The organism is Azospirillum sp. TSH20, assembly GCF_003115935.1.
Taxonomy (GTDB): domain Bacteria; phylum Pseudomonadota; class Alphaproteobacteria; order Azospirillales; family Azospirillaceae; genus Azospirillum.
The window spans coordinates 53,886-76,696 of record NZ_LGQU01000118.1 but is presented as its reverse complement, the minus strand read 5'-3'; the positions used below and the strand labels follow the sequence as shown (position 1 = coordinate 76,696).

Below are 22,811 nucleotides of genomic sequence, written 5' to 3'. Positions count from 1 at the left end.
ACTTCCGCCGGGCGGTTTCCCCGTCCTCGGATTCCCGGTAGCGTTCGTGCAGCAGCAGGAGAGCGTGATCGCTGTGCGAACCGGTTGCGAGTGCTGCAACAGAAAAACTCAAGAGTTCCGCGTACAGCGCTTCACTGTTCGAAAAGCCATGCGATGAAGACATGGTTCGTCTCCACAGAACCGTCACGGAACGACGGCGGAGATTGGAAAACTCACTAAGTATACAGAACTTGCGCTCCGGAGGGGATGGGAGAGTTGATCTGAATCAAATATGCGATGCCCTATACAGAATGGATCGTGCTCTACCCAAGATGATAGGAATTTACAAAGTAGGTGCAGAAATTTCTGGCTGGTGGCGGTCGGGAAGGGGAGAGGGTATGGAAGCCGCCTGCCGAAGCCGCGCCTCGCCTTCGGCTGCCCACGGCGTCAGACTGAGGATTTGCCGGGCTCGCTCATGCGCCTGCCCGGCCCGGATCCTCCGGTTCCCGATCACACAATCTTTTCCCGGCGCCGCGCCGGCTTGGAAGTGGCGACAGCCCTTGCGACGGCGAACGGCCGGCCGCTATCGCGGGTCCGGGAACTCGCTGTCGCCAATCAGGATGCAGTACACCTGTTCGACACGGCCGGACAGTGCATGGCGCGCCTCTCCCATCGTATCGCTCTCCTGGGAGAACCAGGCAAATGCCTGGAGCAGTTCCTCACGGCTCGCTCCGGTTTCCAGAATGGCGGCAATGCTGGCATCGTCGATCCGGCCGACCGTCTCCACGATGTCCTCGGAAGTAAGCCGCTGGCTCAGAGGCTTCATGCCTGAGGGTTCCATGGCGACTTCCTCCTGGATGGCTGGCTGCGGGAGTGTTGGCTCGGATCATTAGACCGCAAGACTTCGGGTCGCCGCTTGATCCAGGTTAACGCCGGGACTCCTGGAGCCGCCAGAATGGTTGCCAGCGCGCTGTGCATCCCAGGTGGCTGGTCTGCTCGTTACGGTCGAGGGGATGGTCGTGGAACGCGCCGCTCGCCGGCACGCCCTGGCCGGCACGCCCTGCCCGGCACGCCCTGGCGAACGCCGAACTCACGGGTGGTGCACGGCCGCTGACAGGTGGCAACCGACAGGAGGAATGCCATGCAATTCCCGGTGCAGATCACCTTCGACAATCTGGAACCGTCGCCCGCCCTGGAGACGGTCGTGCGGGAGCACGCCGCCAAGCTGGAGCGGTTCTTCGACCACATCATGGCGTGCCATGTGACCATCGACGCGCCGCACCGGCACCAGCATCAGGGCAAGCTCTATGCGGTCCGGATCGACCTGACCGTGCCGGGGGAAAAGCTGGCCGTGCGTCACGCCAGGCCCGAGGACCATGCTCACGAAAATCCGAGAGTCGCCGTGCGCGATGCGTTCGACGCGGCCCGCCGGGAGTTGGAGGATTACGCGCGCCGCCGCCGGGCGGACGTGAAGACGCATGTGGTTCCCTTGCACGGCCGCGTGGTCCGCCTGTTCGCCGGAGACGGCTACGGTTTCATCGAAACGACGGACGGGCAGGAGGTCTATTTCCACCGCAACAGCGTGGCGGACGGATCCTTCGACGCCTTGAAGGTTGACCAGGAGGTCCGCCTGAGCATCGCCGAAAAGGAAAGCGCCCAAGGGCCGCAGGCGACCACAGTCACCCCGGTCGGCAAGCATCATGTCGTCGGCTAGCGACCCGTCACGCCCGCGAGCACGAGGCGAAACCGCCACCCGGCCATGCAGCGCCTTTGGGACATGGAGGCCGGAACAAGGAGGCCGGATATGCCGGACGCCACATACATCCGCTGGTTCTCCGACCTCGGCCGCGACGACGTGGCCCTGGTGGGCGGCAAGAACGCCTCCCTCGGTGAGCTGTACCGGCACCTGAAGCCGCTGGGGGTCGAGGTGCCGGACGGATTCGCCCTGACCGCGGCGGCCTTCCGCGATGCGCTGACCGCGGCCAAGGCGTGGGAGGACCTCCACGCGCTGCTCGACGGGCTGGATAAGAACGACGTGGCCCGGCTTGCGAGCGCCGGAGCCCGTGCGCGCGACATCGTCTACTCGGCCGGCCTCACGCCGGCGATGGAGGCGCAAATCCGCACGGCCTTCCGCGCCCTGCTGGCCGAGTACGGGGAGGGCCTGACCGTCGCAGTCCGCAGTTCCGCCACCGCGGAAGACCTGCCGACCGCCAGTTTCGCCGGGCAGCACGAGACCTATCTGAATGTGTCCGGAGAGGCCATGCTGCTCGACGCGGTGCGGCGCTGCCACGCCTCGCTGTTCACCGACCGGGCCATCTCCTACCGAATCGACCAGGGCTTCGACCACTTCAAGGTCGCACTGTCGGTTGGCGTGCAGAAAATGGTGCGTTCCGACCTCGCCTCGGCCGGGGTGATGTTCACGCTGGATACGGAATCGGGATTCCGCGACGCCGTGTTCATCACCGGCGCCTATGGGCTGGGGGAAACGGTCGTCCAGGGGGCGGTCGATCCCGACGAGTTCTATGTGCACAAGGCGACCTTCCGGCAGGGCCACCGCGCGGTGCTTCAGCGGCGGTTGGGCGAGAAGCAGGTGAAGATGGTTTACCGGCCTGGCCGCACGCGCGAGCCGACGCGGACCGTCCCCACCCCCGACGCCGACCGGGAGCGCTTCTGCCTGACCGACGAGGAGGTGCTGCGGCTTGCCGGATACGCCATCCGGATCGAGGATCACTACGGCCAACCCATGGACATCGAATGGGCCAAGGACGGACTGGACGGCGGCCTCTACATCGTCCAGGCCCGGCCGGAGACGGTCGCCTCCCAGCGGACGGCGCTGGAACTGGAGAGCTTCGTTCCAAAGGCGAAGGGGACCGTGCTCGCGTCGGGACGCGCCGTCGGCGGACGCATGGCCACCGGGACGGTGCGCGTGGTGACCGACGCCCACCATCTGTCGGCCTTCCGTCCGGGCGAGGTTCTGGTGGCCGACACCACGACGCCGGATTGGGAGCCGGTGATGAAGACGGCCGCCGCCATCGTTACCAACCGGGGAGGCCGGACCTGCCATGCCGCCATCGTCGCCCGCGAACTGGGCATTCCAGCCGTGGTCGGAGCCGAACGCGCGACGGAGGCCCTGCGTGATGGGCAGACGGTGACCGTCTCCTGCGCGGAGGGTGAAACCGGCAAGGTCTATGACGGCGCCGTTCCGTTCCGGGTGGAGCGCCTGGATCTTGGCCGGCTGCCGCGGCCGCAGACGCGCATCATGGTGAACCTCGGCAATCCCGATCAGGCCTTCCAGACCGGCCGGCTGCCGGTGGACGGTGTCGGGCTGGCGCGCATGGAGTTCATCGTCAACGAGGCCATCAAGGTCCATCCGATGGCGCTCGTCCACCCCGAGCGTGTCGAGGACGCCGACGTGCGGGCCCGCATCGCCCACCTGACCCGCAACCACCCGGACGGCAGCGCCTATTTCGTGGAGCGCCTGTCGGAGGGGGTCGGCACCATCGCGGCGGCTTTCTTCCCGCGCCCGGTGATCGTCCGGCTGTCCGATTTCAAGACGAACGAATACGCTTCCCTGCTCGGCGGGAGATGGTTCGAGCCGGTCGAGGAGAACCCGATGCTGGGCTTCCGGGGGGCTGCGCGTTACGCCCACCCGGCTTACGAGGAAGGCTTTGCGCTGGAATGTCGGGCGCTTGCCCGCGTGCGTGGCGAGATGGGGCTGACCAACGTGAAGGTGATGGTGCCCTTCTGCCGCCGTCTGGAGGAAGCCGATCGGGTGATCGCCGCCATGGCGCGCCACGGGTTGGAGCGCGGGCGTGACGGCCTCCAGGTCTACGTGATGTGTGAAATCCCCAACAACGTGCTGCTGGTGGATGAGTTCGCCCAACGATTCGACGGTTTTTCCATCGGGTCGAACGACCTGACGCAACTCACGCTCGGGGTGGACCGCGACAGCCCGCTGGTCGCCTTCGATTTCGACGAGCGCGATCCCGGCGTGCTGGCCTTCCTGCGCCAGGCCGTGGAGGGCGCGCGGCGCAATGGCCGGCCCTGCGGCATCTGCGGACAGGCGCCCTCGGACTATCCGGAGATCGCCGAATTCCTGGTGCGCCTCGGCATCGACTCCATCAGCCTGACGCCGGACAGCGTGCTCAGGACGTTGCGCGCGGTCGTGGAACTGGAACAGAAACTCGGCCGCGCGCCGCGCGAGCCCGGAACGGGAGGAGTGTCATGAAGCACGTCGTCGTTTTCGCGCATCCGCGCTCCGGCAGCTTCATCCGGCAGGCGGTGGGCGCCTATGTGGACGAGTTGGAGCAATGTGGGCACGCGGTCACCGTGCGCGACCTTTACGCCATGGACTTCAACCCGGTCCTTTCGGAGGAGGAACTGGCCGGCACGGGGCCGGTACCCGAAGACATCCAGCGCGAGCAGGACCTCATCACGGCATCCCAGGCGGTTTCCTTCGTGTTTCCGATCTGGTGGGCCGGCATGCCGGCGATGCTGAAAGGCTATGTGGACCGTGTCTTCAGTTACGGATTTGCCTGGGAAATGCGGGGCGAGGAGGTCGAGGGCAAACTCCATGGGCGCAAGGGGCTGATCGTCACGAGTTCCGGAGCCCCGATGGCCTTTCTGGAGGCGACCGGGGAGAGGCAGGCCTTCACGGTGACACAGGACGTTGCGATCATGGGACTGTGCGGCATCAGGGTGGTCGAGCATCTGCATTTCGACGATCTGGGGCCGCACACCACGCCCGCACAGGTCGACGACGACATCCGCCGCATCCGCGCGGCCGCGCGCAACCATTTCTGAATGGGGCATGCGGCCCGGCCCCGCCGCTTGGCCCCACCGGACCGCGACGGATGCCGAAGCCGCGCCTCAATCATTCCGCCGCCGATCCGTCCTAAAGCCGGTTGATTTCGAATTCCTCGCAGGAAAAACCGAGCTGGGCGGCACCCTCCTCCAGGCAGTCTCCCAGGTTGGGGATGCCGATGAGGTAATCCGCGGAACGGGCGGTATGGCGTTCCCGGGCCAGCGCCTGCGCCTCGGCCCATTCGTTCGCCGAGAAATCGCCGCGCCCCAGCCAGACCAGCGCGATCACATCGACCACCTCGTCGTCGTCGAGACCGTCGATGGCGTCCTTCAGTTCCGCCAGGGTCGGATCGTCGGCGTAATCCTCCAGCACCGCCCGCATCCCGTCGTCGCTCGGGTTGGAGCCCTCATCCAGATCGGACGGTTCCACCTTGGCGTCGAATTCGCGGGCCTTGACGATCAGAAAGCACAGCTTCTGCAATCCGACGTTCAACTCGGACACCGGTTCGACGGATGGGGGTTCGACGGACGGGGGTTCGGCGGACGGGGCTGGCTGGGGAGGAGCAGGTTTGGCCATGGCGGTCCGGACTCCTTTGGCGGACTCCCTGAACGGTATCCGTGCAACCGCATCGGGAGAATGCCGCCATTGATCCACGGCTTCACCATGCCGGCCTTAACCTGAGTAAAGGACAGGACGCGGACGCCCCTGCAGCCTTCAGGGGATGCGGGCGGTTCAGACCGCAGCGGGAGGTGTCATGGACGACAAGAAGGACAGCGACCGCGGCGCCGACCTGCTGTTGTGGCTTGCCCTTGCCCTGTCGATCGGGGTCGGGCTGTTCCTGCTGTGGGCGCTCCCCGGCGTTCATCAGGCGCAAACGATACCCTACAGCCAGTTCCAGGATCTGCTGGATCGCGGCAAGATCGAGCAGGTCATGGTCGGCGAAACCACCCTGACCGGTACGCTGAACGAACCTCTGCCCAACGGGTCGCGGACATTCGAGACCGTCCGTGTCGCGCCCGACATCGCCCGCGACCTCTCGGCCCGTCACATCCCCTTCAGCGGCATCAGCGGGTCAAGTTGGGCATCAGGCATCGTCAGTTGGTTCGGCTGGCTCCTGATCCTGTTCGCCGTGTGGAGTCTGGCCGGGATGTCCGGCATGCGGGCGGGCGGAGGCCTGCTGTCGATAGGCCGCAGCAAGGCCAAGCTGTTCGCCGAGACCGATGTCTCCATCAGGTTCGATGATGTCGCCGGTGTCGACGAGGCGAAGGAGGAACTGCGGGAGGTCGTGGAGTTCCTGCAGAATCCGAAGGAGTTTTCGCGCCTTGGCGCCCATGTGCCCAAGGGGATTCTGCTGGTCGGTCCGCCTGGAACCGGCAAGACGCTGCTGGCCAGGGCGGTCGCCGGCGAAGCCAAGGTTCCCTTCATTTCGACCAACGGATCGGAATTCGTCGAGATGTTCGTCGGGGTCGGGGCCGCGCGGGTGCGGGACCTGTTCACGCTCGCACGGGAGCGAACGCCGGCCATCATTTTCATCGATGAACTCGACGCGCTCGGCCGCGCACGCGGATCCCTGCCGATGCTGGGCGGCCACGACGAGAAGGAACAGACGCTCAACCAGCTTCTCGCCGAACTGGACGGCTTCGACCCCAGTGCCGGTCTGGTTTTGCTGGCGGCAACCAACCGCCCGGAAATCCTTGATCCGGCCCTGCTCCGCGCGGGGCGGTTCGACCGGCAGATCCTGGTGGATCGGCCGGAAAAATCCGGACGTGCGCAAATCCTCGCGATCCACACCAGACGGGTCCCTCTCGGCCCGGATGTGGACCTCGCCAACTTGGCGGCTCTGACCCCGGGCTTCACCGGTGCCGACCTGGCCAATCTGGTCAACGAGGCGGCGATGATCGCCACGAGGCGGGACGCCGACGCCGTGTCGACGGAGGATTTCGAGGCCGCCATCGAACGGATCGTCGCCGGATTGGAGAAGAAATCCCGCATTCTCAGCCTGCACGAACGATCCATCGTCGCCCACCACGAGATGGGACACGCCCTGGTCGCCATGGCGATCCCGGGCACCGATCCTGTCCAGAAGGTATCGATCATTCCGCGCGGCATCGGGGCGCTCGGCTACACCATCCAGCGCCCGACGGAGGATCGCTTCCTGATGGGCCGCCACGAGTTGGAAGACAAGATGACCGTCCTGATGGCCGGCCGGGCAGCGGAGCAGATCGTGTTCGGCGAGGTATCGACGGGCGGAGCCGACGATCTGGCGAAGGTCACTGACATCGCCAGGGGCATGGTGATGCGGTACGGCATGGACGAAACGCTGGGGGCGGTCTGCTACGACACCGAGCCGGGCCATCTTCTCGGTCAACCCCAGGGCGCCTTCTGGCAACCCCGGCATTACGGCGAAGCGTCGGCCAGCCGCATCGACGCGGCGGTCCGCACCCTGGTCGAGGCCGCCGCATCGCGGGCATCGGACATCTTGCGCAGGAACCACGCCATGCTGGAGCAAGGGGCAAGAAGCCTGCTGGAGCGTGAAACCCTGACCGCGGACGAACTGCCGAAGCCGCTGCCGGAATCGGAGGGCACGGAACAAGACCCTGAAGAAGAAAGCAAACAGAGCGCGGAGACTGTGCCGGATGAGTCGAAGGCTTTTGCCGAAGCCCCGCGGTGCATTCTCGGCACGCAGTGAGACTTCGCGCCGGTCGGCATCATCCATCCTTCAGGGAATGGCGACAAGGCAACGGCTTTAACCTGCATCAAGAGGTGGTCCCGGCAGGTCCGATAGACTGTGTCCGGCATACCCGTGATCGGAACCGACGTCATGATCAGGTCCATCGCCGACGCCACGGCAGGCGCCCAGGGGGTCACCTACCCCTGGGAGCGCAACTATCCTCCCGGATTGGACTGGCGCCGCCCGCCGCCGGCGCGGCCCCTGCCTGCACTGCTCGAGGAGGCGGCCGCGACCCACCGGGACCGGCCCTGCATGGATTTCCTCGGGCGGCGCCATTCCTTCGGTGAAACCCTCGATCTGGTCGAAAGGACCGCCAAGGGGCTGCAGGAGCTGGGTGTCGGCGAGGGAACACGGGTCATGCTTCTGCTGCCCAACTGTCCCTATTTCATCATCGCCTTCTATGCCATCCTCAAGGCTGGCGGCACGGTGGTGAACGCCAACCCGCTGAATGCAGAGTTGGAGCTTCAGCGGCAGATCGCCGACTCCGCCGCCGAAATCCTGATAACCCTCGACCTGCCAAGGTTCCAGGCCGCCCTGTCGGCGGTGGGATGGCCGGGCCGGCTGCGCCGGATCATCGTCGCCTCCCTGGCGGAAAGCCTGCCCTTCCCGAAGAACTGGCTGTATCCCCTGTTGCACCGGGGGGACGTCGCCGACTTTCCGGATGACGGACGCCATCTCTCCTTTTCCAGCCTGCTCGACAATGACGGCCGCTGTGTTCCGGTCGGTATCGATCCGCAGCATGCGCCGGCCGTCATCCAATACACCGGCGGCACCACCGGAGTGCCCAAGGGGACCGTCCTCACCCATGCCGGCCTCTTTGTGAATGCCTGCCAGTGCCGGGACTGGCTCACCGGAAGCGCGGTGGAACAGGAGCGCCTCCTTGCCGTGTTGCCGCTGTTCCATGTCTTCGGCATGACCGCGGTGATGAACTTCGGCATCGCGCTCGGCGCCGAGCTGGTGTTGCTGCCGCGGATCGACGTGCGGGAGATTCTTGCCACCATCCAGAGCAAGCGCCCGACCATGATGACCGGCGTTCCCCGGCTTTTCCAGGCGCTGATCGACTGCCCCACCGCAGCCCTCCATGATCTGTCGTCGCTGCGGCTGTGCATCTCCGGCGGCGATAGCCTGCCGCCGCTGCTGCAGGAGCGCTTCCAGGCGATGACCGGCAGCAGGCTGGTCGAGGGGTACGGCCTGACGGAGGCATCCCCCGTCGTCACCTGCACCCCCTACGAAGGCGCCACCAAGCCCGGTTCGGCCGGGCTGCCCCTGCCGGGGACCATCGTCGAGATCGTGTCCGTTGAAGACGGCACGACGCCCCAACCGGTGGGCAGGGTGGGGGAGGTGTGTGTCAGCGGCCCCCAGCTCATGGCCGGCTATTGGAGCGACGACGAAGCGACCGCAAAGGCGATGGCCGGTGGACATCTCCACACGGGCGACATCGGCTTTCTCGACGAGGACGGCTATCTCCACATCGTCGACCGGCTGAAGGATCTCATCATTGCCGGCGGGCAGCATGTGTATCCGCGCGTGGTCGAAGCCGCGATCCGCGAACACCCGGCGGTGAGCGATGTCGCCGTGATCGGCGAACCCGATCCGGTACGCGGCCAGACGGTCAAGGCGTTCGTCGTCGCGAAGGCCGGCGCCGGGCTGTCGGCGGAGGACCTGCACAGCTTCCTCGTTCCCCGCCTGTCCCGTTTTGAACGACCGTCGACGATCGAGTTCCGATCGGCCCTGCCCACGTCGATCATCGGCAAGATCCTGAAACGCGATCTGCGCAGCGCAACCGAGCAGCCCGACCTGTGAACCGGCATGGAACGAGGGACACAGTAAACCGCTCCGGATTTTCCGGTGACTGTTTCTGTTGAGTCACGCCGCCTTCCTGTCCTGGTCTAATGCTTAACGGCGGCGAGCCATGACACCTCCGGGATGCGGCTGCCTTTTTCGATGGCGTGCCGAATCCCCGGAAGGTGCAAGGTCATTCAGTATGAGGCTTTGTTGTCCAGTATGACCGTTTATTCTTCAGTGTGAGACTCTATTCTCTGCGCACATACCAATTCTTTTCAAGCGGTCTCTTACTCCACAGTCACGCTCTTTGCCAAATTCCGCGGCTGATCGACATCAGTCCCCTTAAGCACCGCGGTGTGATAGGCCAGTAGCTGCACCGGAATGGCGTACAGCAGCGGCGCCACCAGCGGGTCGCAGGCGGGGAGTTCGACCGACCAGCGGACCTTGTCCTTCAGCTTGTCGATGCCCTTCCGGTCGGCCAGCAGCAGGACCTTGCCGGAGCGGGCGCAGACCTCCTGCACGTTCGACACCACCTTCTCGAACAGGGCGTCGGACGGCACCAGCACGATCACCGGCACATTGTCGTCGATCAGCGCGATGGGGCCGTGCTTCAATTCGCCGGCGGCGTAGCCTTCGGCGTGGATGTAGCTGATTTCCTTCAGCTTCAGCGCCCCTTCCAGGGCCAGCGGGTACATGGCGCCGCGGCCGAGATAGAGCACGTCGCGGGCCTCCGACACCTCCTGCGCCAGCTCCTTCAGCCGCTCGTCATGGGCCAGCACGTCGGCGGCGCGGGCCGGGACCTCGCGCAGGGCGTGGGCGATCTGCTGCATCCGCTCCTGGTCGATGGCGCCGCGGGCGCGGCCGACGGTGACGGCAAGGCAGGCCAGCGTCGTCAGCTGGGTGGTGAAGGCCTTGGTCGAGGCGACGCCGATCTCCGGACCCGCCATGGTGTAGAGCACGGCGTCGGATTCCCGCGCGATGGTGCTTTCCGGGGCGTTGACGATCGACAGGATCTTCTGGCCCTGGCGCTTGCAGTAACGCAGCGCTTCCAGCGTATCCAGCGTCTCGCCCGACTGCGAGATGAACAGTGCGATGCCGCCCGGCGGCAGCGGCGCCTCGCGATAGCGGAACTCCGAGGCGATGTCGACCTCGACCGGGATGCGGGCCAGCGTTTCGAACCAGTATTTGGCGACGAAACCGGCGTAATAGGCGGTGCCGCAGGCGACAATGGTCAGCTTGCTGGCGCCGGCCAGATCGAAGGGGAAGTCCGGTAGGGAGAAGGTGCCGGTTTCCGGGTTGATGTAGGCGTTCAGCGTGTCGCCGATGACCTGCGGCTGCTCGTAGATTTCCTTGAGCATATAGTGGCGGTAGCCGTCCTTGCCGATCAGGGCGCCGGACACCGCGGTGGTCTTCACCGGCCGTTCGACCACCGCATCGGTGGCGTCGTGGACGATGGCGGCGGTGCGGCTGACCTCGACCCAGTCGCCGTCCTCCAGATAGCAGATGCGGTTGGTCAGCGGCGCCAGGGCGAAGGCGTCGGAGGCCAGATACATCTCGCCCTCGCCATAGCCGACGGCCAGCGGCGTGCCGTGGCGGGCGCCGATCATCAGCTCATGCTCGCCGGCGAAGATCAGCACCAGGGCGAAGGCGCCGGTGAAACGCTTGAAGGCGGCGGCCGACGCCTGGACCGGCGTCATGCCGTGCTGGTCCAGGTAATAGGTGACGAGGTGGACGATCACCTCGGTGTCGGTGGCGCTTTCGAAGACATAGCCGTGGCCGGTCAGCTCGTCCTTCAGCTCCTGATAGTTCTCGATGATGCCGTTGTGGACGACGGCGACGCGCTTGGTGGCGTGCGGATGGGCGTTGTTTTCCGTCGGCCCGCCATGGGTGGCCCAGCGGGTGTGGCCGATGCCGACCGTGCCGGACAGCGGCTGGTCGCGCAGCTTCATGTCCAGGTTGGCCAGCTTGCCCTCGGCGCGGCGGCGCTCGATGTGGCCGTTCACCAGGGTGGCGACGCCCGCGCTGTCATAGCCGCGGTATTCCAGCCGGCGCAGGCCTTCCACCAGCCGGGGGGACGCGTCGTGAATGCCGTTGATGCCGATGATGCCGCACATGGACCTGATGCTCCTGAATAGATGCCGACCGGAGAGAAGACCCGAACCGACCTTACGCCTTTTTCGCTTTCTCGTTTTGCTTCCGTTCGCGGAAGCGCTTTGCCCAGCCGGCGTACAGCTTCTGGCTGCCGCGGGCGACCGCCAGGGCGTCGGCCTCCACCGCCATCGTCACCACGCTGCCGGCGCCGACGATGGCGCCGTCGCCGATGACGACCGGGGCGACCAGCGCACTGTTGGAGCCGATGAAGGCCCCGGCTCCGATGTCCGTCCGGCTCTTGGTGAAACCGTCGTAGTTGCAGGTGATGGTGCCGGCGCCGATGTTGGCCTTGGCGCCAACGCGGGCGTCGCCGATGTAAGTCAGGTGGTTGGCCTTGGCCCCGGCTTCGATCACCGCGTTCTTCACCTCGACGAAGTTGCCGATGTGGACGTCCGGGCCGATCTCCGCACCCGGACGCAGACGGGCGTAGGGGCCGATGACGGCGCCGCTGTCGATGCGCACGCCTTCCAGATGGCAGTAGGGCTTGATCTCCACCCGGTCGCCGACCGTCACGCCGGCGCCGAAGAAGCAGCCGGGACCGACCACCACGTCGCGGCCGAGCCTGGTGTCGACGCTGAGGAAGGTGCTGTCGGGATCGATCAGGGTGGCGCCGTTGTCCATCGCGGCCTTGCGCAGGCGGCGCTGCAGCAGCTTCTCCACCTCCGCCAGCTCGGCGCGGGAGTTGACGCCGACGACCTCGGCCGGGGCGGCCTCCACCACGGCGCAGGCCATGCCGGCGCGCCGCGCGATCTGGACGACATCGGTCAGGTAATATTCGGACTTGGCGTTGTCGTTGCCGACGCTGCCGATCAGGTCGAACATGCGGGCGCCGTCGAACGCCATCAGGCCGGCGTTGCACAGGGTGACCGCGCGCTCCTCCTCGCTGGCGTCGAGATATTCGACGATCTTCTCCAGCCCGCCGCGGGCGTTCAGGATCAGCCGGCCATAGGCGCCGGGATCGTCGGGGCGCATGCCCAGCACCACCACCGCCGGGTCGCTCGCCTGCCGGCGCGCCTGCACCAGCGCGCGCAGCGTGTCCGGCGTGACCAGCGGCGTGTCGCCGTACAGGACGATGACGTCGCCGGTGAAGCCCTCCAGCAGGCCGAAGGCGGCGCGCACGGCGTCGGCGGTGCCGCGCTGCTCATGCTGGACAGCAGTGGGGTAGGGGGCGACGGCGGCGGCCACGCTGTCCATGCCGGGGCCGACCACGACCACCACATGGTCGGGGTCGAGCGTCTTCACCGCGGCCAGCACATGCCCGACCATCGGCCGGCCGGCAACCCGGTGCAGCACCTTGGGCAGATCGGATTTCATGCGCGTGCCCTTGCCGGCGGCGAGGATCACGCAGGCGAGCGGACGATGGGCCATGGTGGTGTTCCTGGTCGAGCCTTGTGTGGAGGGGGAAACCGGTCGCAAATGGCGTCGTACTTGAGCCGGGAAAGGTTAAGACATCACTGCCGGAAAGGACGACGCTTCTTCCGGAGTGGGCGCCGCACCATCGGCAATTCCGAGAGTGGTGTGCCACAGCACGCCGGGGAAGCCCAAGTCAACTTTTGTTTCAATCTGCAATAAATAAATGTTTCCAACGGGTTGCCTGCCCAATTTTTCTGCGTTTCCCGCCGGTGATCTTTCAGCTTCGCGATGGCGGCGTTCGCCCTTTGTCGCCGGTCCGCCCGACGTGTGTAGATTTCGCGATTTTTCAGTGACATGTGCCCGGTGATGGCCGCGATCTCCAGAGCCGAACAGCCGGTCTGTGCCGGCAGCGAGGCAGAGGATTTCCGCAAGCCATGGAAAACGTAACCCTTCACCTCCGGATGAGCTTTGATTGCCAAACATAGGGCGTTGGAAAATCCTATTCTGTTCCAGGGCTGTCCGGAGGCGGGGTTGATCAGTATTGTTACGGAGGTAGCGTTTCTCTTCCACTCCGTCAACTCGACCTTTAGGTCCGCGTGACACGGTACCCACAGCCGGCTACCGGTCTTTTCCTGGGTAACCTGGATCGCAGGGCCGTCATAATCATCCCACCGCATCCTGATGAGGTCCGATGACCTCCGGCCGGTGTAGAGCGCCAGAACCATGGCCCGGCGCATAGGCTCCTTGACGTGGGCGAAGGCGAAACCGCCCGCCCGGTCCAGCTGCCGGATCGCTTTTTCAATTGCGGTTTGTCTGTATCGACGAAAATCGACGAAAGACTGGCGGGACTCCGGCCATGGGCTGCTCGGCGTAAACAAAAGATTGGTGTGCTTGCGTTGCGAGCTGTTCTCATAAGCGGAAAATTAACGGAGGCCGGGGTAGAATAATTGCAATGTCGGGAATTTGGTAACCGCTGCGATGATCTCCGCCCGCCCTCCAGGAAACTTCGATAACACCACGGGTGATGCCCGTCGCCTTAACGTGGCCGGCCTGCTTTTTGTCGCCATGGTTGTGATGACCATTGCGTTCGTGCTGTTTATGGCGCTGGAGACGGCACGTCGGATCGATATGGCCACGGCGGAGCGGACGAAGGGCGAGATCGCCGACGCGGTCGCGGACCTCGGCGCCGCGATGGGAAAGAAGGCCGAGGAATACAGCCTGTGGAACGACGCCGTCGACCATCTGGTCGTCGGTTACGACCCCGTCTGGGCCAACGCCAATGTCGGCCCCTATGCGGAGCGGCTGTGGGGGCTCGACCGCTCCTATGCCTGGAATGGCCGTGACGGGCTGATCTATGCGTCGAAGGACGGCGCCCTGCGCGATGACATGGACGCGGCGACCAGCGAGGCCGCCGATCTGCGGCCGGTTCTGGTGGCGGCGCGCGCCTTCGGAAAGCCGGTCAGCGGCATCGTCCATATCGGGCAGATCCCCTTCGTCTTCGGCGCGCGGGTGATCGAGTACGAATACGGGCACGATCCCCTGCCGCCGAATCCCGAACTGCCGGTCCAGGTCTTCCTGACCAGGCTCGACTCGGAGCTGGCGAAACTCGCAAGCTCGCGCCGGATCGCCGATCTGCGCGTGGCCGCGGCCGACGGACCTGCTCTGATGGATGTCGTCAGCCTGCCGCTGGAGAGCATCGCCGGACAGCGGTTCGGCGTGCTGACCTGGACGCCGGAGCAGCCCGGCCATACCCTTGTCCGCGAGACGGCGCCCTATGCCGGCGGCTTCGCCCTGGCGCTGCTGGCCCTGCTGTTCCTGTTTCAGCGCGTGCTGCAACGGTTGAAGCGGCAGGAGCCGCTGCGCCTCAGCGAGGCCCGGCTGGCCCAGGCGCAGCGGGTCGCAAAGCTGGCCTACACCGTCCATCTGCCCAACGACCTGCTGGAGGTCTCGGCCAATTTCCGCGAACTGGTCGGCGTGGACCCGAATGGCCTGAACCCGACCGGCTCGGGCGGCGGGGCCGAACGGCTCACCGTCGGGCAGCTTCTGGACCGGGTGGTGCCGGAACAGCGGCCGGACGTGCAGGACGCCTATCGCCGGGCGTGGGCCGAGAACGCGCGGTTCGACATCGAATACCGCGTCGCCCGGCCCGGCGGCGACCATCTGGACCTTCAGGAGGTCGGGGAACCCTTCCATGATGCCGGCGGCCTCGTGCTGGGGCTGATCACCGCCATCCAGGACGTCACCTCGCGCCGCCGGGCGGAGGAGACGATCCGCCATCAGGCCAATTACGATGCACTGACCGGGCTGCCCAACCGGCCGCTGTTCTATGACAGGCTGCGACAGGCGCTGCGGCGGGCGGCGCGCGACCGGACCTGCATGGCGCTGCTGTTCATCGACCTGAACCGCTTCAAATGGGTCAACGACACGTTGGGCCACCAGACCGGCGACGTGCTTCTGCGCGAGGCGGCGCACCGGATGGCGGCTTGCGTCCGCGGGTCGGAGACCATCGCCCGGATCGGCGGCGACGAGTTCACCGTCATCCTGTCGCAGGTCGGCGACCGGGCGGAGGCGGAGACGGTGGCCCGCCGCCTGCTCGAATGCCTGGGCGAACCCTTCCACATCGCCGGCCAGACCCTGCACATCTCGGCCAGCATCGGCGTCACCTTCGCGCCGGAACAGGGGACCGACCCCGAACTGCTGGTGAAGAACGCCGATGTCGCCATGTATCAGGCCAAGCGGCAGGGGACGGCCAACTGGACCTTCTACGATCCGGCGATGGACGCCGACGCGCTCGACCATTTGCAGATGGAGAACCTGCTGCACGACGCGGTGGCCAAGGGCCAGCTGGCGCTGTTCCTCCAGCCGGTGGTGGAGGTCGGCAGCGGCCTGCTGGCCGGCGCGCAGGCGGAGGTGCGCTGGAACCACCCCGACCGCGGCCTGCTGCTCCCCACCGACTTCCTGCATCTGGCCGAGGCGAACGGGCTGATCCTGCAGATCGGCGCATGGCTTCTCGATGCCGGCTGCCGGCAACTGGCGGGCTGGCGCGACCGTGGCGCCGCCGGGCTGCGGCTGACCGTGCCGGTGTCCACCCTGCAGCTCAAGCATTCCGGCTTCGGCGATCAGGTCACCGGCTGCCTCGCCCGTCATGGCGCGTTGCCGGACCGGCTGATCCTGGAACTGCCGGAGGCCGCCATGCTGGCGCCGTCGGCGGAGATGACGCGGACCATGCAGTCGCTCAGGACGCTGGGCGTCACCTTCTCCGTCGGCGGCTTCGGCACCGGCTATGCGTCGCTCGGCCATCTGAGGCGGCTTCCGGTGGAATTCCTGAAGATCGACCAGGGCATCCTGCTGGACATGATCCGCAATCCCGCCAACCAGGAGACGGTGCGCGCCATCGTGGCACTGGCCCGCAGCATGAACCTGACGGTGATCGCCGAAGGGGTCGAGACGGGAGAGCTGCAGCTCCTGGCCGAAGAGGTCCGCTGCGGCTTCGCGCAGGGGGCGTTCCTCGGTCGGCCCATTCCGGCAGAAGCGTTCAATCCGGCGTTCGGCCCGGTGGCGGCGGCTTCCGCGGGCGGGAGAGGCGAGTCGCTGTGTCCTGTCGGTGATGAGGAGAGCTGACGAGCCGCGATCGGCCTGCTTTTCGCGCAATACGCATCACTCCGTCGGGCGTCTTCGGCTTATCGGCGGGGAGGCGGTGCCCGAAAACCGGTTCCGGTCCGGCACGTCCCGGACAATGCGCCGCATTTGCGGCAAACCCTCTGCATCGCACTAGGATGTCCGCACTAAGCATATTAGAATATTTACACGAAGATGGATGCCTGAAGGTCGGCAACCCGGCGGTTCGTAGGGGAGCGGCAGGTGGAGGAACCCAGCGCCACGACGACGATCGCAACGGCACTCGCGGGCGGTGTCGGGCTGCTGGCGCTGGTGACGCTCGTTTACGGGACGATCCTGTATCGGATGGAGGAACGGCCCCGGGTCCGGCAGCTTTGCCTGGGGCTGCTGTTCGGCATCGGCGGGGTGGCCGCCATGCTGCAATCGGTTCCCGTCTCCCCCGGCGTTTTTCTGGACGTGAAGGCGGTGCCGGTCGCGCTGGCCGCTCCCTTCGGTGGACCGCTGGCCGCCGTGCTCGCCGCCGGGATCGTGTCGGCGGTCCGCATCGCGATCGGCGGCGCCGGGACGCTTCCGGGGGTGATCGGGATCCTGGTGGCCGGTTCCGTCGGTCTGCTGCTCCGGCGGCTGGTGCCGGATGCGGAGTGGCGAAACACCAGACCGCTGCTCATCCTCGGCCCGGTTGCGTCCTTCCACCCCCTCAGCATCTTCGTGCTGCCGTGGGAGGTCGCGCTGCCGGTCTTCATCGAAGGTGGGATTCCCGTCGCCCTGTTCACGATGGCGGGCATCCTGCTGCTCGGCACAATGCTGGCGCGTGAACGCCGCCGCGTCGACACCGAGCATGTGCTGCGCAACGCGGCACTGAGCGATCCGCTGACCGGACTGGCCAACCGCCGGGCCTTCTTCGCTTTCATCGACCGGGCCGTGGCCAGCGCGCTGCGCCACGACACGCCGGTGTCGCTCCTGATGCTCGACATCGACCATTTCAAGGACGTCAACGACAGCCGCGGGCACGATGCCGGCGACGCCGTGCTGGTGGCGCTCAGCCGTCTGCTCCAGTGCAGCGTGCGGCAGAGCGATCTCGTCGCCCGTTTCGGCGGCGAGGAGTTCGCCATCCTGCTGCCCAATGCGCCGGGCGATGGAGCCTTCCAACTCGCCGAACGCCTGCGCTGCGCCGTCCGCGACATGAGCATTCCGCAAGACGGCACGATCCTGCATGTGACCGTCAGCATCGGCCTGTCGACCCTGACCCCCGACATCGGCCGGGCCGACGCCATGATCAAGGCGGCCGACATGGCGCTCTACCGCGCCAAGCAGGGCGGCCGGGACCGGGTCTGCCGCCATCGCGAAAGCGGCGTGAGGGAGCCGGCGCCGGCCGCGGAGTGAAGCATCCGCCGTACTTTCTTTCGGACGATGGTGGGATGTCCCCGGCCGAACCGGGGTAGCGGCGCGGAGCGATGGATCACTGGCTGCGTGCACATGCGGAATACACATATGAGAGCCGTATAATATAGACACCCTGCCGATGCCATCCGCGTCGGCACCATTGGGAGGGTGCGGTCATGGCGTGGGATCAGGCGCAGAATCACGGCGTGTCCGGTCGGCGGATCACGGGCGGCCCGCATCGCGATCTTCTGTTCGGCGGCAGCGGCGACGACACCATCACCGGCAATCGCGGCAACGACTACATGGAAGGCGACGGCGGCAGTGACCGCTTCGTCCTCAAGCCCGGTGACGGGTGGGACTGCATCGGCGATTTCCAGGGCGGTGCGGGCGGCGACCTGCTGGACCTGCAGGGCTGGGGCGGCATCGGCAGCCTGGAGGATGTGCTGGCCCATTCCCATCAGGATCGCGACGGGCTGGTCCTCGATTTCGGGCCACGCGACGGGGTCAAGCTGATGGGGCTGACACGGGACGACCTGAGCGCCGACAATCTGCTGCTCAAGACCAGCCATGTCAGGGCCGATGCCGTCTTCGCGGCCGTGGACACCGGTCATGGCGATGAGCTGTGGGGAACCGACGGCCACCGGACTTTCCTTCTGCGGGACATCGCTCCGGGTACGGCCTCGTCGGACCCGCGGGACTTGGTCCGGTTGGGTAAGCGTGTGTATTTCAGCGCGGATGACGGGGTGCATGGCCGCGAAGTGTGGACGACCGACGGAACACCGGGCGGGACCCGCATGGTGGCCGACATCAATCCGGGGGCGACGGGCTCGTCGCCGACGGCGCTGACCGTTGCGGACGGCAAGCTGTTCTTCCGGGCCGACGACGGCCAGCATGGGTCGGAATTGTGGGTCAGCAACGGCACCGCCGCCGGGACGCACATGGTCAAGGATATCGGCGCCAACTCGGCCGGTTCCTCTCCGGGCAATCTGACGGCGGTGGGGGACGAGCTGTTCTTCTCCGCCACCGACAGCGATCACGGCATCGCGCTGTGGCGCTCCGATGGAACGGCGGCTGGAACGGTGCTGGTGAAGGACTTCTATCCCGGAGCGGTCGATCCGCCGATCCCGGTCCCGTTGCCGATTTTTCCCAACCATTTCACGGCGGTCGACGATCGGCTGTTCCTGACGGCGTGGGATGGCACCGGCTCCTACAGCCAGTTGTGGGTGACCGACGGGACGGAGGAGGGCACGGTCAAGCTGCGCGAAGGTCTCGGTGAGAATGTGAGGATCGGGCGCACGGTGTCTCTGGTCGCCGCGGGAGATACGCTGTTCTTCAACAGTGGCAATGATCTGTGGAAGAGCGACGGTACGCCGACGGGCACGGTCCTAGTCAAGCCGTTCCCAACGTCTGGCCTTTCCGGTCCCAACCAGTTCCTTGCCGTCGGCGACGAGGTCGTCTTCAACGCCCGCACCGAGCAGAGCGGCTACGAACTCTGGATCTCGGACGGGACGGAGCAGGGAACGCACATGGTCAAGGACATCGCGCCCGGCAGCGCCAGCGCCGCCATCGGAAACCTGACCGTCGCCGATCACAGGCTTTTCTTCACCGCGGATGACGGCGTGCATGGCAACGCACTGTGGAGAACCAACGGCACCGAGGCCGGCACGCGGATGGTCACCGACAAGGCCCACCGCACCAGCTGGACGCAGCCCACCAGCGTGGATGCGGTCGGCGACCAGCTGTATTTCAGCGCGACGGACTCCACCCAGGCCGGAGCCCTGTTCCGCATGGATGTGGACAGTGGCGTGGTGAGGGAACTCGCCGGTTCGCAGACCTTCACCCTGCCCAGCGGCGGCTTGCAGATCGTCGGTGTCTGACCCGTTTCCGGCGGGTGCCCATCACAGCAGGGGGCGTCACAGCAGGGGAATGTCGCTGCCGCCGTTCACGATGTCGACGGTGCCGGAGATCAGGTTCTCGGCATAGAGCGCCTCCAGGTCGATGCCGCCGGTGGGGCGCACCGGGCGGATGGCTCGGATCCAGCCGGCGATCGCCTGTTCCTGGCGGCGGCGGATCGCTTCGGCCTCCTCCACCGTCACCGCCTGGAAGGACAGGCTGTCGCCGGGGCGCAGGCGGCCGGCGCGGGGCAGGTCGGCGGAGATCACCGTGGCGATCTTGGCATAGCCGCCGGCCGTCTGGTGGTCGTTCAGCAGCAGGATCGGCTGGCCGTTGCCCGGCACCTGAATGGAGCCGGTGACCAGCCCGTCGGACGGAATGTCGGCGCTTCCCCGATGCGCCAGCGCCGGCCCCTCCAGCCGCAGTCCCATGCGGTCGGCCTGTTTGCCGACGCGGTAGGTCGCCGACAGGAAGATCTCCACCGCGGCTTCGGTGAAGCGATCCTCCTGCGGCCCCAAAACGGCCCGCAGCGGGCCGGCGCCATAATCGGGCGGCTGCGGCAATTCGACATCGGAACCGTCAGGGGCGCTGTCGCAGACCAGTGGCAACCGCTCGCCCTCGGCCAGCGGCCGTCCGCCGAGCGGACCGATGCCGGCGCGCACATAGGTGGACAGGCTGCCCATCACCGGCGCCAGCGCGAAGCCGCCGGCCACCGCCACATAGGCGACGGAAGTGCCGTCCACCGCGCCCAGCCGCAGAACGTCGTCCTGCCGCAGGGTGTGGCTGCGGTGCGGGGCGAGCGGCTGCGGGGCATCTCCCTCGCGCTCCAGCGTCAAGGCCAGAGGTCCGACGGCGGCGATGCGGACGGTGGGCGCATCCACCCGCAGGGCAGGGCCGAGCAGGGCAATCTCCAGCCCGGCGGTTCCCTGGGGATTCCCGACCAGCGCATTGGCCAGCCGCAGCGCCACCGGGTCGAGCGCCCCGGCCACCGGTATGCCCAGCTCCTGGAAGCCGAAGCGGCCCAAATCCTGGATCGTCGCGAACAGGCCCTGCCGAACCACCGTGAAACAGGCGGCCATCATGCGGCCCTCAGGCTGGCCGGGTCGAAGCGGCCGGCGCTTGCCGCCCCGGCGATGGCGTCGAACGCCGCGCGATCCACCGCGTCGAAGCGCACCCGGTCGCCGGCCGCCAGCAGCACCGGGTCGGGCCGGGTGCCGTCATAGAGCGGCACCGGGCAGCGGCCGATCAGGTGCCAGCCGCCGGGGCTCTCCCACGGATAAACGGTGGTCAGCCGTCCGGCGATGGCGACGGAGCCGGCCGGCACCCGCACCCGCGGCTCCGTCCGGCGCGGCCGGTCCAGTTCGGCCGGCAGATCGCCCATGTAGCCGAAGCCCGGCATGAAGCCCAGCATGTAGACGAAATACTCGACCGAGCCGTGCAACTCCGCCACCCGCTCCGCCGTCAGGCCCAACGAGTCCGCCAGCTCCGCCAGATCGGGGCCGAGGTCGGGGTCGTAGCAGACCGGCAGGCGCCACAGCCGTCCCTCCGCCGGGGCGGCGTCGCTGCCGGCCAGCGCCGCCTCGACCGCCGCCTGCATCTCGCGGCGGCTGGAGGTGACGGGATCATAGACCACCAGCAGCGAGCGGAAGGTCGGCACCGTTTCCACCAGTCCCGGCGGCGGGGCGGCCTTCAGCCGGGCGTGCAGGGCCATGACGCGGGCGTTGGTCGCCCGGTCGATGGTCTCGCCGAACTCGACGTTGAAGGCGGTGTCGCCGGCGCTGGTGAAGCGGACCTCCACGCTGTCGCTCCTCACCCGATCATTTTCGACGGCAGCCAGGTGACCAGCCCGGGGAACACCCACAGGAGGACCACCATCACCACCATCAGCAGGAAGAAGGGCATGCTGGCCTTGCCGATGGTGAAGATGTCCTTGCCGGTCATCGCCTGCAGCACGAACAGGTTGAAGCCCACCGGCGGGGTGATCTGCGCCATCTCCACCACGATGATGATGTAGATGCCGAACCACAGAAGGTCGATCCCCGCCTGCTGCACCATCGGCAGGATCACCGAAGTGGTCAGCACCACCATCGAGATGCCGTCGAGGAAGCAGCCCATCACGACGAAGAAGGCGGTCAGCGCCACCAGCAGCGCCGCCGGCGACAGCTGCATGGTGGTGATCCACTCCGCCAGCAGGCGCGGGATGCCGGTATAGCCCATCGCCACCGTCAGGAAGGCCGCGCCGGCCAGGATGAAGCCGATCATGCAGGAGGTGTGGGCGGCGCCGAACAGGCTGTCGCGGAAGGTCGTCCAGTTCAGCGTGCCGGTCACCAGCGCCAGCACCAGCGAGCCCAGCACGCCGATGCCCGCCGCCTCCGTCGGGGTGGCGATGCCGACATAGATGGAGCCCAGCACCGCCGCGATCAGCAGCATGACCGGGATCAGCGCGCCGGTGTCACGGATCTTTTCGGCGAAGCTCTGCGAGGCCTCCGGTGGCGGCACCCGGCCGGGGTTCAGCAGAGACCAGCCGCCGACATACAGCATGAACAGCCCGGTCAGCACGATGCCGGGAATGACGCCGGCGATGAACAGCCGGGCGATCGACACGTCGGCGGCCACGCCATAGACGATCATGATGATCGACGGCGGGATCAGCAGCCCCAGCGTGCCGGCCCCCGCCAGCGATCCCAAGGTCATCATCGGGTCGTAGCCGCGCCGGTTCAGCTCCGGAATGGTCATGCGGCCGATGGTGGCGGCGGTGGCGGCGGACGAGCCGGACACCGCGGCGAAGATTGAGCAGCCGATGATGTTCACATGCATCAGCCGCCCGGGCAGCCAGCCGGTCCAGGGCGCCAGACCCTTGAACATGTCGGACGAGATGCGGGTGCGGAACAGGATCTCGCCCATCCAGATGAACAAGGGCAGGGCGGTCAGCGTCCAGGAGGTGCTTGCGCCCCACACGTTGGTCGCCATCACCATGCCGACCGGCCTTGCGGTGAACAGCGCCATGGCGACGAAGCCGACGCCGGCCAGCGCCAGCGCCACCCAGACGCCGGCCCCCAGCATCAGGAACATCGTCACCACGACGACGATGGATGCGGTCGTCTCGTCCATCGC

The 22,811-nt window shown here is 66.8% G+C and carries 16 protein-coding genes and 1 pseudogene; 9 read left to right on the top strand and 8 right to left on the bottom strand.

What is annotated here, in order from left to right:
• Positions 1 to 400 precede the first annotated feature (400 nt).
• A pseudogene (locus TSH20_RS28640) lies at positions 401 to 541 on the top strand (IS5/IS1182 family transposase); the annotation flags it as partial.
• Between the two features lie 21 nt (positions 542 to 562).
• On the opposite strand, the gene TSH20_RS35385 reads toward TSH20_RS28640, so the two are convergent.
• The gene (locus TSH20_RS35385) at positions 563 to 805 is read right to left on the bottom strand and encodes a hypothetical protein (protein ID WP_199232036.1); all 243 of its coding nucleotides are present in this window, start codon (positions 803 to 805) and stop codon (positions 563 to 565) included.
• A 315-nt stretch (positions 806 to 1,120) separates the two neighbouring features.
• Between TSH20_RS35385 and TSH20_RS28635 the strand changes: the two genes are divergently transcribed.
• From TSH20_RS28635 to TSH20_RS28625, 3 genes are all read left to right on the top strand, one after another.
• Complete coding sequence (locus TSH20_RS28635; protein ID WP_109156733.1) at positions 1,121 to 1,693, top strand: HPF/RaiA family ribosome-associated protein; 573 nt, start codon at positions 1,121 to 1,123, stop codon at positions 1,691 to 1,693.
• A 90-nt stretch (positions 1,694 to 1,783) separates the two neighbouring features.
• Positions 1,784 to 4,207 (top strand): phosphoenolpyruvate synthase, encoded by a 2,424-nt coding sequence (gene ppsA / locus TSH20_RS28630; protein ID WP_109156732.1) that lies wholly within the window; start codon positions 1,784 to 1,786, stop codon positions 4,205 to 4,207.
• Positions 4,204 to 4,782, top strand: coding sequence for an NAD(P)H-dependent oxidoreductase (locus TSH20_RS28625; protein WP_109156731.1), 579 nt, complete (start codon positions 4,204 to 4,206; stop codon positions 4,780 to 4,782). The genes ppsA and TSH20_RS28625 overlap by 4 nt, the downstream gene beginning before the upstream one ends.
• 91 nt (positions 4,783 to 4,873) lie before the next feature.
• Here TSH20_RS28625 and TSH20_RS28620 read toward each other — a convergent pair whose 3' ends face one another.
• Positions 4,874 to 5,359 carry a DUF3775 domain-containing protein gene (locus TSH20_RS28620; RefSeq protein ID WP_109156730.1) on the bottom strand — a complete coding sequence of 162 codons (486 nt, stop codon included), beginning with the start codon at positions 5,357 to 5,359 and terminating at the stop codon, positions 4,874 to 4,876.
• Between the two features lie 178 nt (positions 5,360 to 5,537).
• Here TSH20_RS28620 and ftsH point away from each other — a divergent pair, with 178 nt between their 5' ends.
• Positions 5,538 to 7,472 carry an ATP-dependent zinc metalloprotease FtsH gene (gene ftsH / locus TSH20_RS28615; protein ID WP_109156729.1) on the top strand — a complete coding sequence of 645 codons (1,935 nt, stop codon included), beginning with the start codon at positions 5,538 to 5,540 and terminating at the stop codon, positions 7,470 to 7,472.
• 132 nt (positions 7,473 to 7,604) lie between these two features.
• Positions 7,605 to 9,317 (top strand): long-chain fatty acid--CoA ligase, encoded by a 1,713-nt coding sequence (locus TSH20_RS28610; RefSeq protein WP_109156739.1) that lies wholly within the window; start codon positions 7,605 to 7,607, stop codon positions 9,315 to 9,317.
• A 269-nt stretch (positions 9,318 to 9,586) separates the two neighbouring features.
• Here the strand turns inward: TSH20_RS28610 and glmS are convergent, their stop codons facing one another.
• The 3 genes from glmS to TSH20_RS28595 form a co-directional block, all read right to left on the bottom strand.
• Positions 9,587 to 11,413 carry a glutamine--fructose-6-phosphate transaminase (isomerizing) gene (gene glmS, locus TSH20_RS28605; protein WP_109156728.1) on the bottom strand — a complete coding sequence of 609 codons (1,827 nt, stop codon included), beginning with the start codon at positions 11,411 to 11,413 and terminating at the stop codon, positions 9,587 to 9,589.
• A gap of 52 nt (positions 11,414 to 11,465) precedes the next feature.
• A complete protein-coding gene (gene glmU / locus TSH20_RS28600; RefSeq protein WP_109156727.1) occupies positions 11,466 to 12,818 on the bottom strand; it encodes a bifunctional UDP-N-acetylglucosamine diphosphorylase/glucosamine-1-phosphate N-acetyltransferase GlmU in 1,353 nt (450 codons plus the stop codon).
• Between the two features lie 83 nt (positions 12,819 to 12,901).
• Entirely contained in the window at positions 12,902 to 13,480 is a 579-nt protein-coding gene (locus TSH20_RS28595) for a hypothetical protein (protein WP_247871437.1), read from the bottom strand.
• A gap of 397 nt (positions 13,481 to 13,877) precedes the next feature.
• On the opposite strand from TSH20_RS28595, the gene TSH20_RS28590 reads away from it, so the two are divergent.
• The 3 genes from TSH20_RS28590 to TSH20_RS28580 all read left to right on the top strand — a co-directional run bounded on the left by TSH20_RS28590 (position 13,878) and on the right by TSH20_RS28580 (position 19,681).
• Positions 13,878 to 16,424 (top strand): EAL domain-containing protein, encoded by a 2,547-nt coding sequence (locus tag TSH20_RS28590; RefSeq protein ID WP_158282077.1) that lies wholly within the window; start codon positions 13,878 to 13,880, stop codon positions 16,422 to 16,424.
• Between the two features lie 240 nt (positions 16,425 to 16,664).
• The gene (locus tag TSH20_RS28585; RefSeq protein WP_109156725.1) at positions 16,665 to 17,804 is read left to right on the top strand and encodes a diguanylate cyclase; all 1,140 of its coding nucleotides are present in this window, start codon (positions 16,665 to 16,667) and stop codon (positions 17,802 to 17,804) included.
• A 176-nt stretch (positions 17,805 to 17,980) separates the two neighbouring features.
• Positions 17,981 to 19,681, top strand: coding sequence for an ELWxxDGT repeat protein (locus TSH20_RS28580; RefSeq protein WP_158282076.1), 1,701 nt, complete (start codon positions 17,981 to 17,983; stop codon positions 19,679 to 19,681).
• Positions 19,682 to 19,717: 36 nt separating this feature from the next.
• On the opposite strand, the gene TSH20_RS28575 is transcribed toward TSH20_RS28580, so the two are convergent.
• From TSH20_RS28575 to TSH20_RS28565, 3 genes are read right to left on the bottom strand one after another with little or no spacing between them, the layout of a single operon-like run.
• Positions 19,718 to 20,779 (bottom strand): biotin-dependent carboxyltransferase family protein, encoded by a 1,062-nt coding sequence (locus TSH20_RS28575; RefSeq protein WP_247871435.1) that lies wholly within the window; start codon positions 20,777 to 20,779, stop codon positions 19,718 to 19,720.
• On the bottom strand, positions 20,776 to 21,510 hold the full coding sequence (pxpB, locus tag TSH20_RS28570) for a 5-oxoprolinase subunit PxpB (RefSeq protein WP_247874546.1): 735 nt from the start codon (positions 21,508 to 21,510) through the stop codon (positions 20,776 to 20,778). The genes TSH20_RS28575 and pxpB overlap by 4 nt, the downstream gene beginning before the upstream one ends.
• Positions 21,507 to 22,808, bottom strand: a complete 1,302-nt coding sequence (locus TSH20_RS28565) for a TRAP transporter large permease subunit (protein WP_109156723.1) — start codon at positions 22,806 to 22,808, stop codon at positions 21,507 to 21,509. The genes pxpB and TSH20_RS28565 overlap by 4 nt, the downstream gene beginning before the upstream one ends.
• Between the last annotated feature and the right edge of the window lie 3 nt (positions 22,809 to 22,811).

What these genes read in the sequence shown, in the direction of transcription:
- TSH20_RS35385 (WP_199232036.1), bottom strand. Translation starts at nt 805, where the DNA reads ATGAAGCCTCTGAGCCAGCGGCTTACTTCCGAGGACATCGTGGAGACG.
- TSH20_RS28635 (WP_109156733.1), top strand. Translation starts at nt 1,121, where the DNA reads ATGCAATTCCCGGTGCAGATCACCTTCGACAATCTGGAACCGTCGCCC.
- ppsA (WP_109156732.1), top strand. Translation starts at nt 1,784, where the DNA reads ATGCCGGACGCCACATACATCCGCTGGTTCTCCGACCTCGGCCGCGAC.
- TSH20_RS28625 (WP_109156731.1), top strand. Translation starts at nt 4,204, where the DNA reads ATGAAGCACGTCGTCGTTTTCGCGCATCCGCGCTCCGGCAGCTTCATC.
- TSH20_RS28620 (WP_109156730.1), bottom strand. Translation starts at nt 5,359, where the DNA reads ATGGCCAAACCTGCTCCTCCCCAGCCAGCCCCGTCCGCCGAACCCCCG.
- ftsH (WP_109156729.1), top strand. Translation starts at nt 5,538, where the DNA reads ATGGACGACAAGAAGGACAGCGACCGCGGCGCCGACCTGCTGTTGTGG.
- TSH20_RS28610 (WP_109156739.1), top strand. Translation starts at nt 7,605, where the DNA reads ATGATCAGGTCCATCGCCGACGCCACGGCAGGCGCCCAGGGGGTCACC.
- glmS (WP_109156728.1), bottom strand. Translation starts at nt 11,413, where the DNA reads ATGTGCGGCATCATCGGCATCAACGGCATTCACGACGCGTCCCCCCGG.
- glmU (WP_109156727.1), bottom strand. Translation starts at nt 12,818, where the DNA reads ATGGCCCATCGTCCGCTCGCCTGCGTGATCCTCGCCGCCGGCAAGGGC.
- TSH20_RS28595 (WP_247871437.1), bottom strand. Translation starts at nt 13,480, where the DNA reads ATGCGGTGGGATGATTATGACGGCCCTGCGATCCAGGTTACCCAGGAA.
- TSH20_RS28590 (WP_158282077.1), top strand. Translation starts at nt 13,878, where the DNA reads ATGACCATTGCGTTCGTGCTGTTTATGGCGCTGGAGACGGCACGTCGG.
- TSH20_RS28580 (WP_158282076.1), top strand. Translation starts at nt 17,981, where the DNA reads ATGGCGTGGGATCAGGCGCAGAATCACGGCGTGTCCGGTCGGCGGATC.
- TSH20_RS28575 (WP_247871435.1), bottom strand. Translation starts at nt 20,779, where the DNA reads ATGATGGCCGCCTGTTTCACGGTGGTTCGGCAGGGCCTGTTCGCGACG.
- TSH20_RS28565 (WP_109156723.1), bottom strand. Translation starts at nt 22,808, where the DNA reads ATGGACGAGACGACCGCATCCATCGTCGTCGTGGTGACGATGTTCCTG.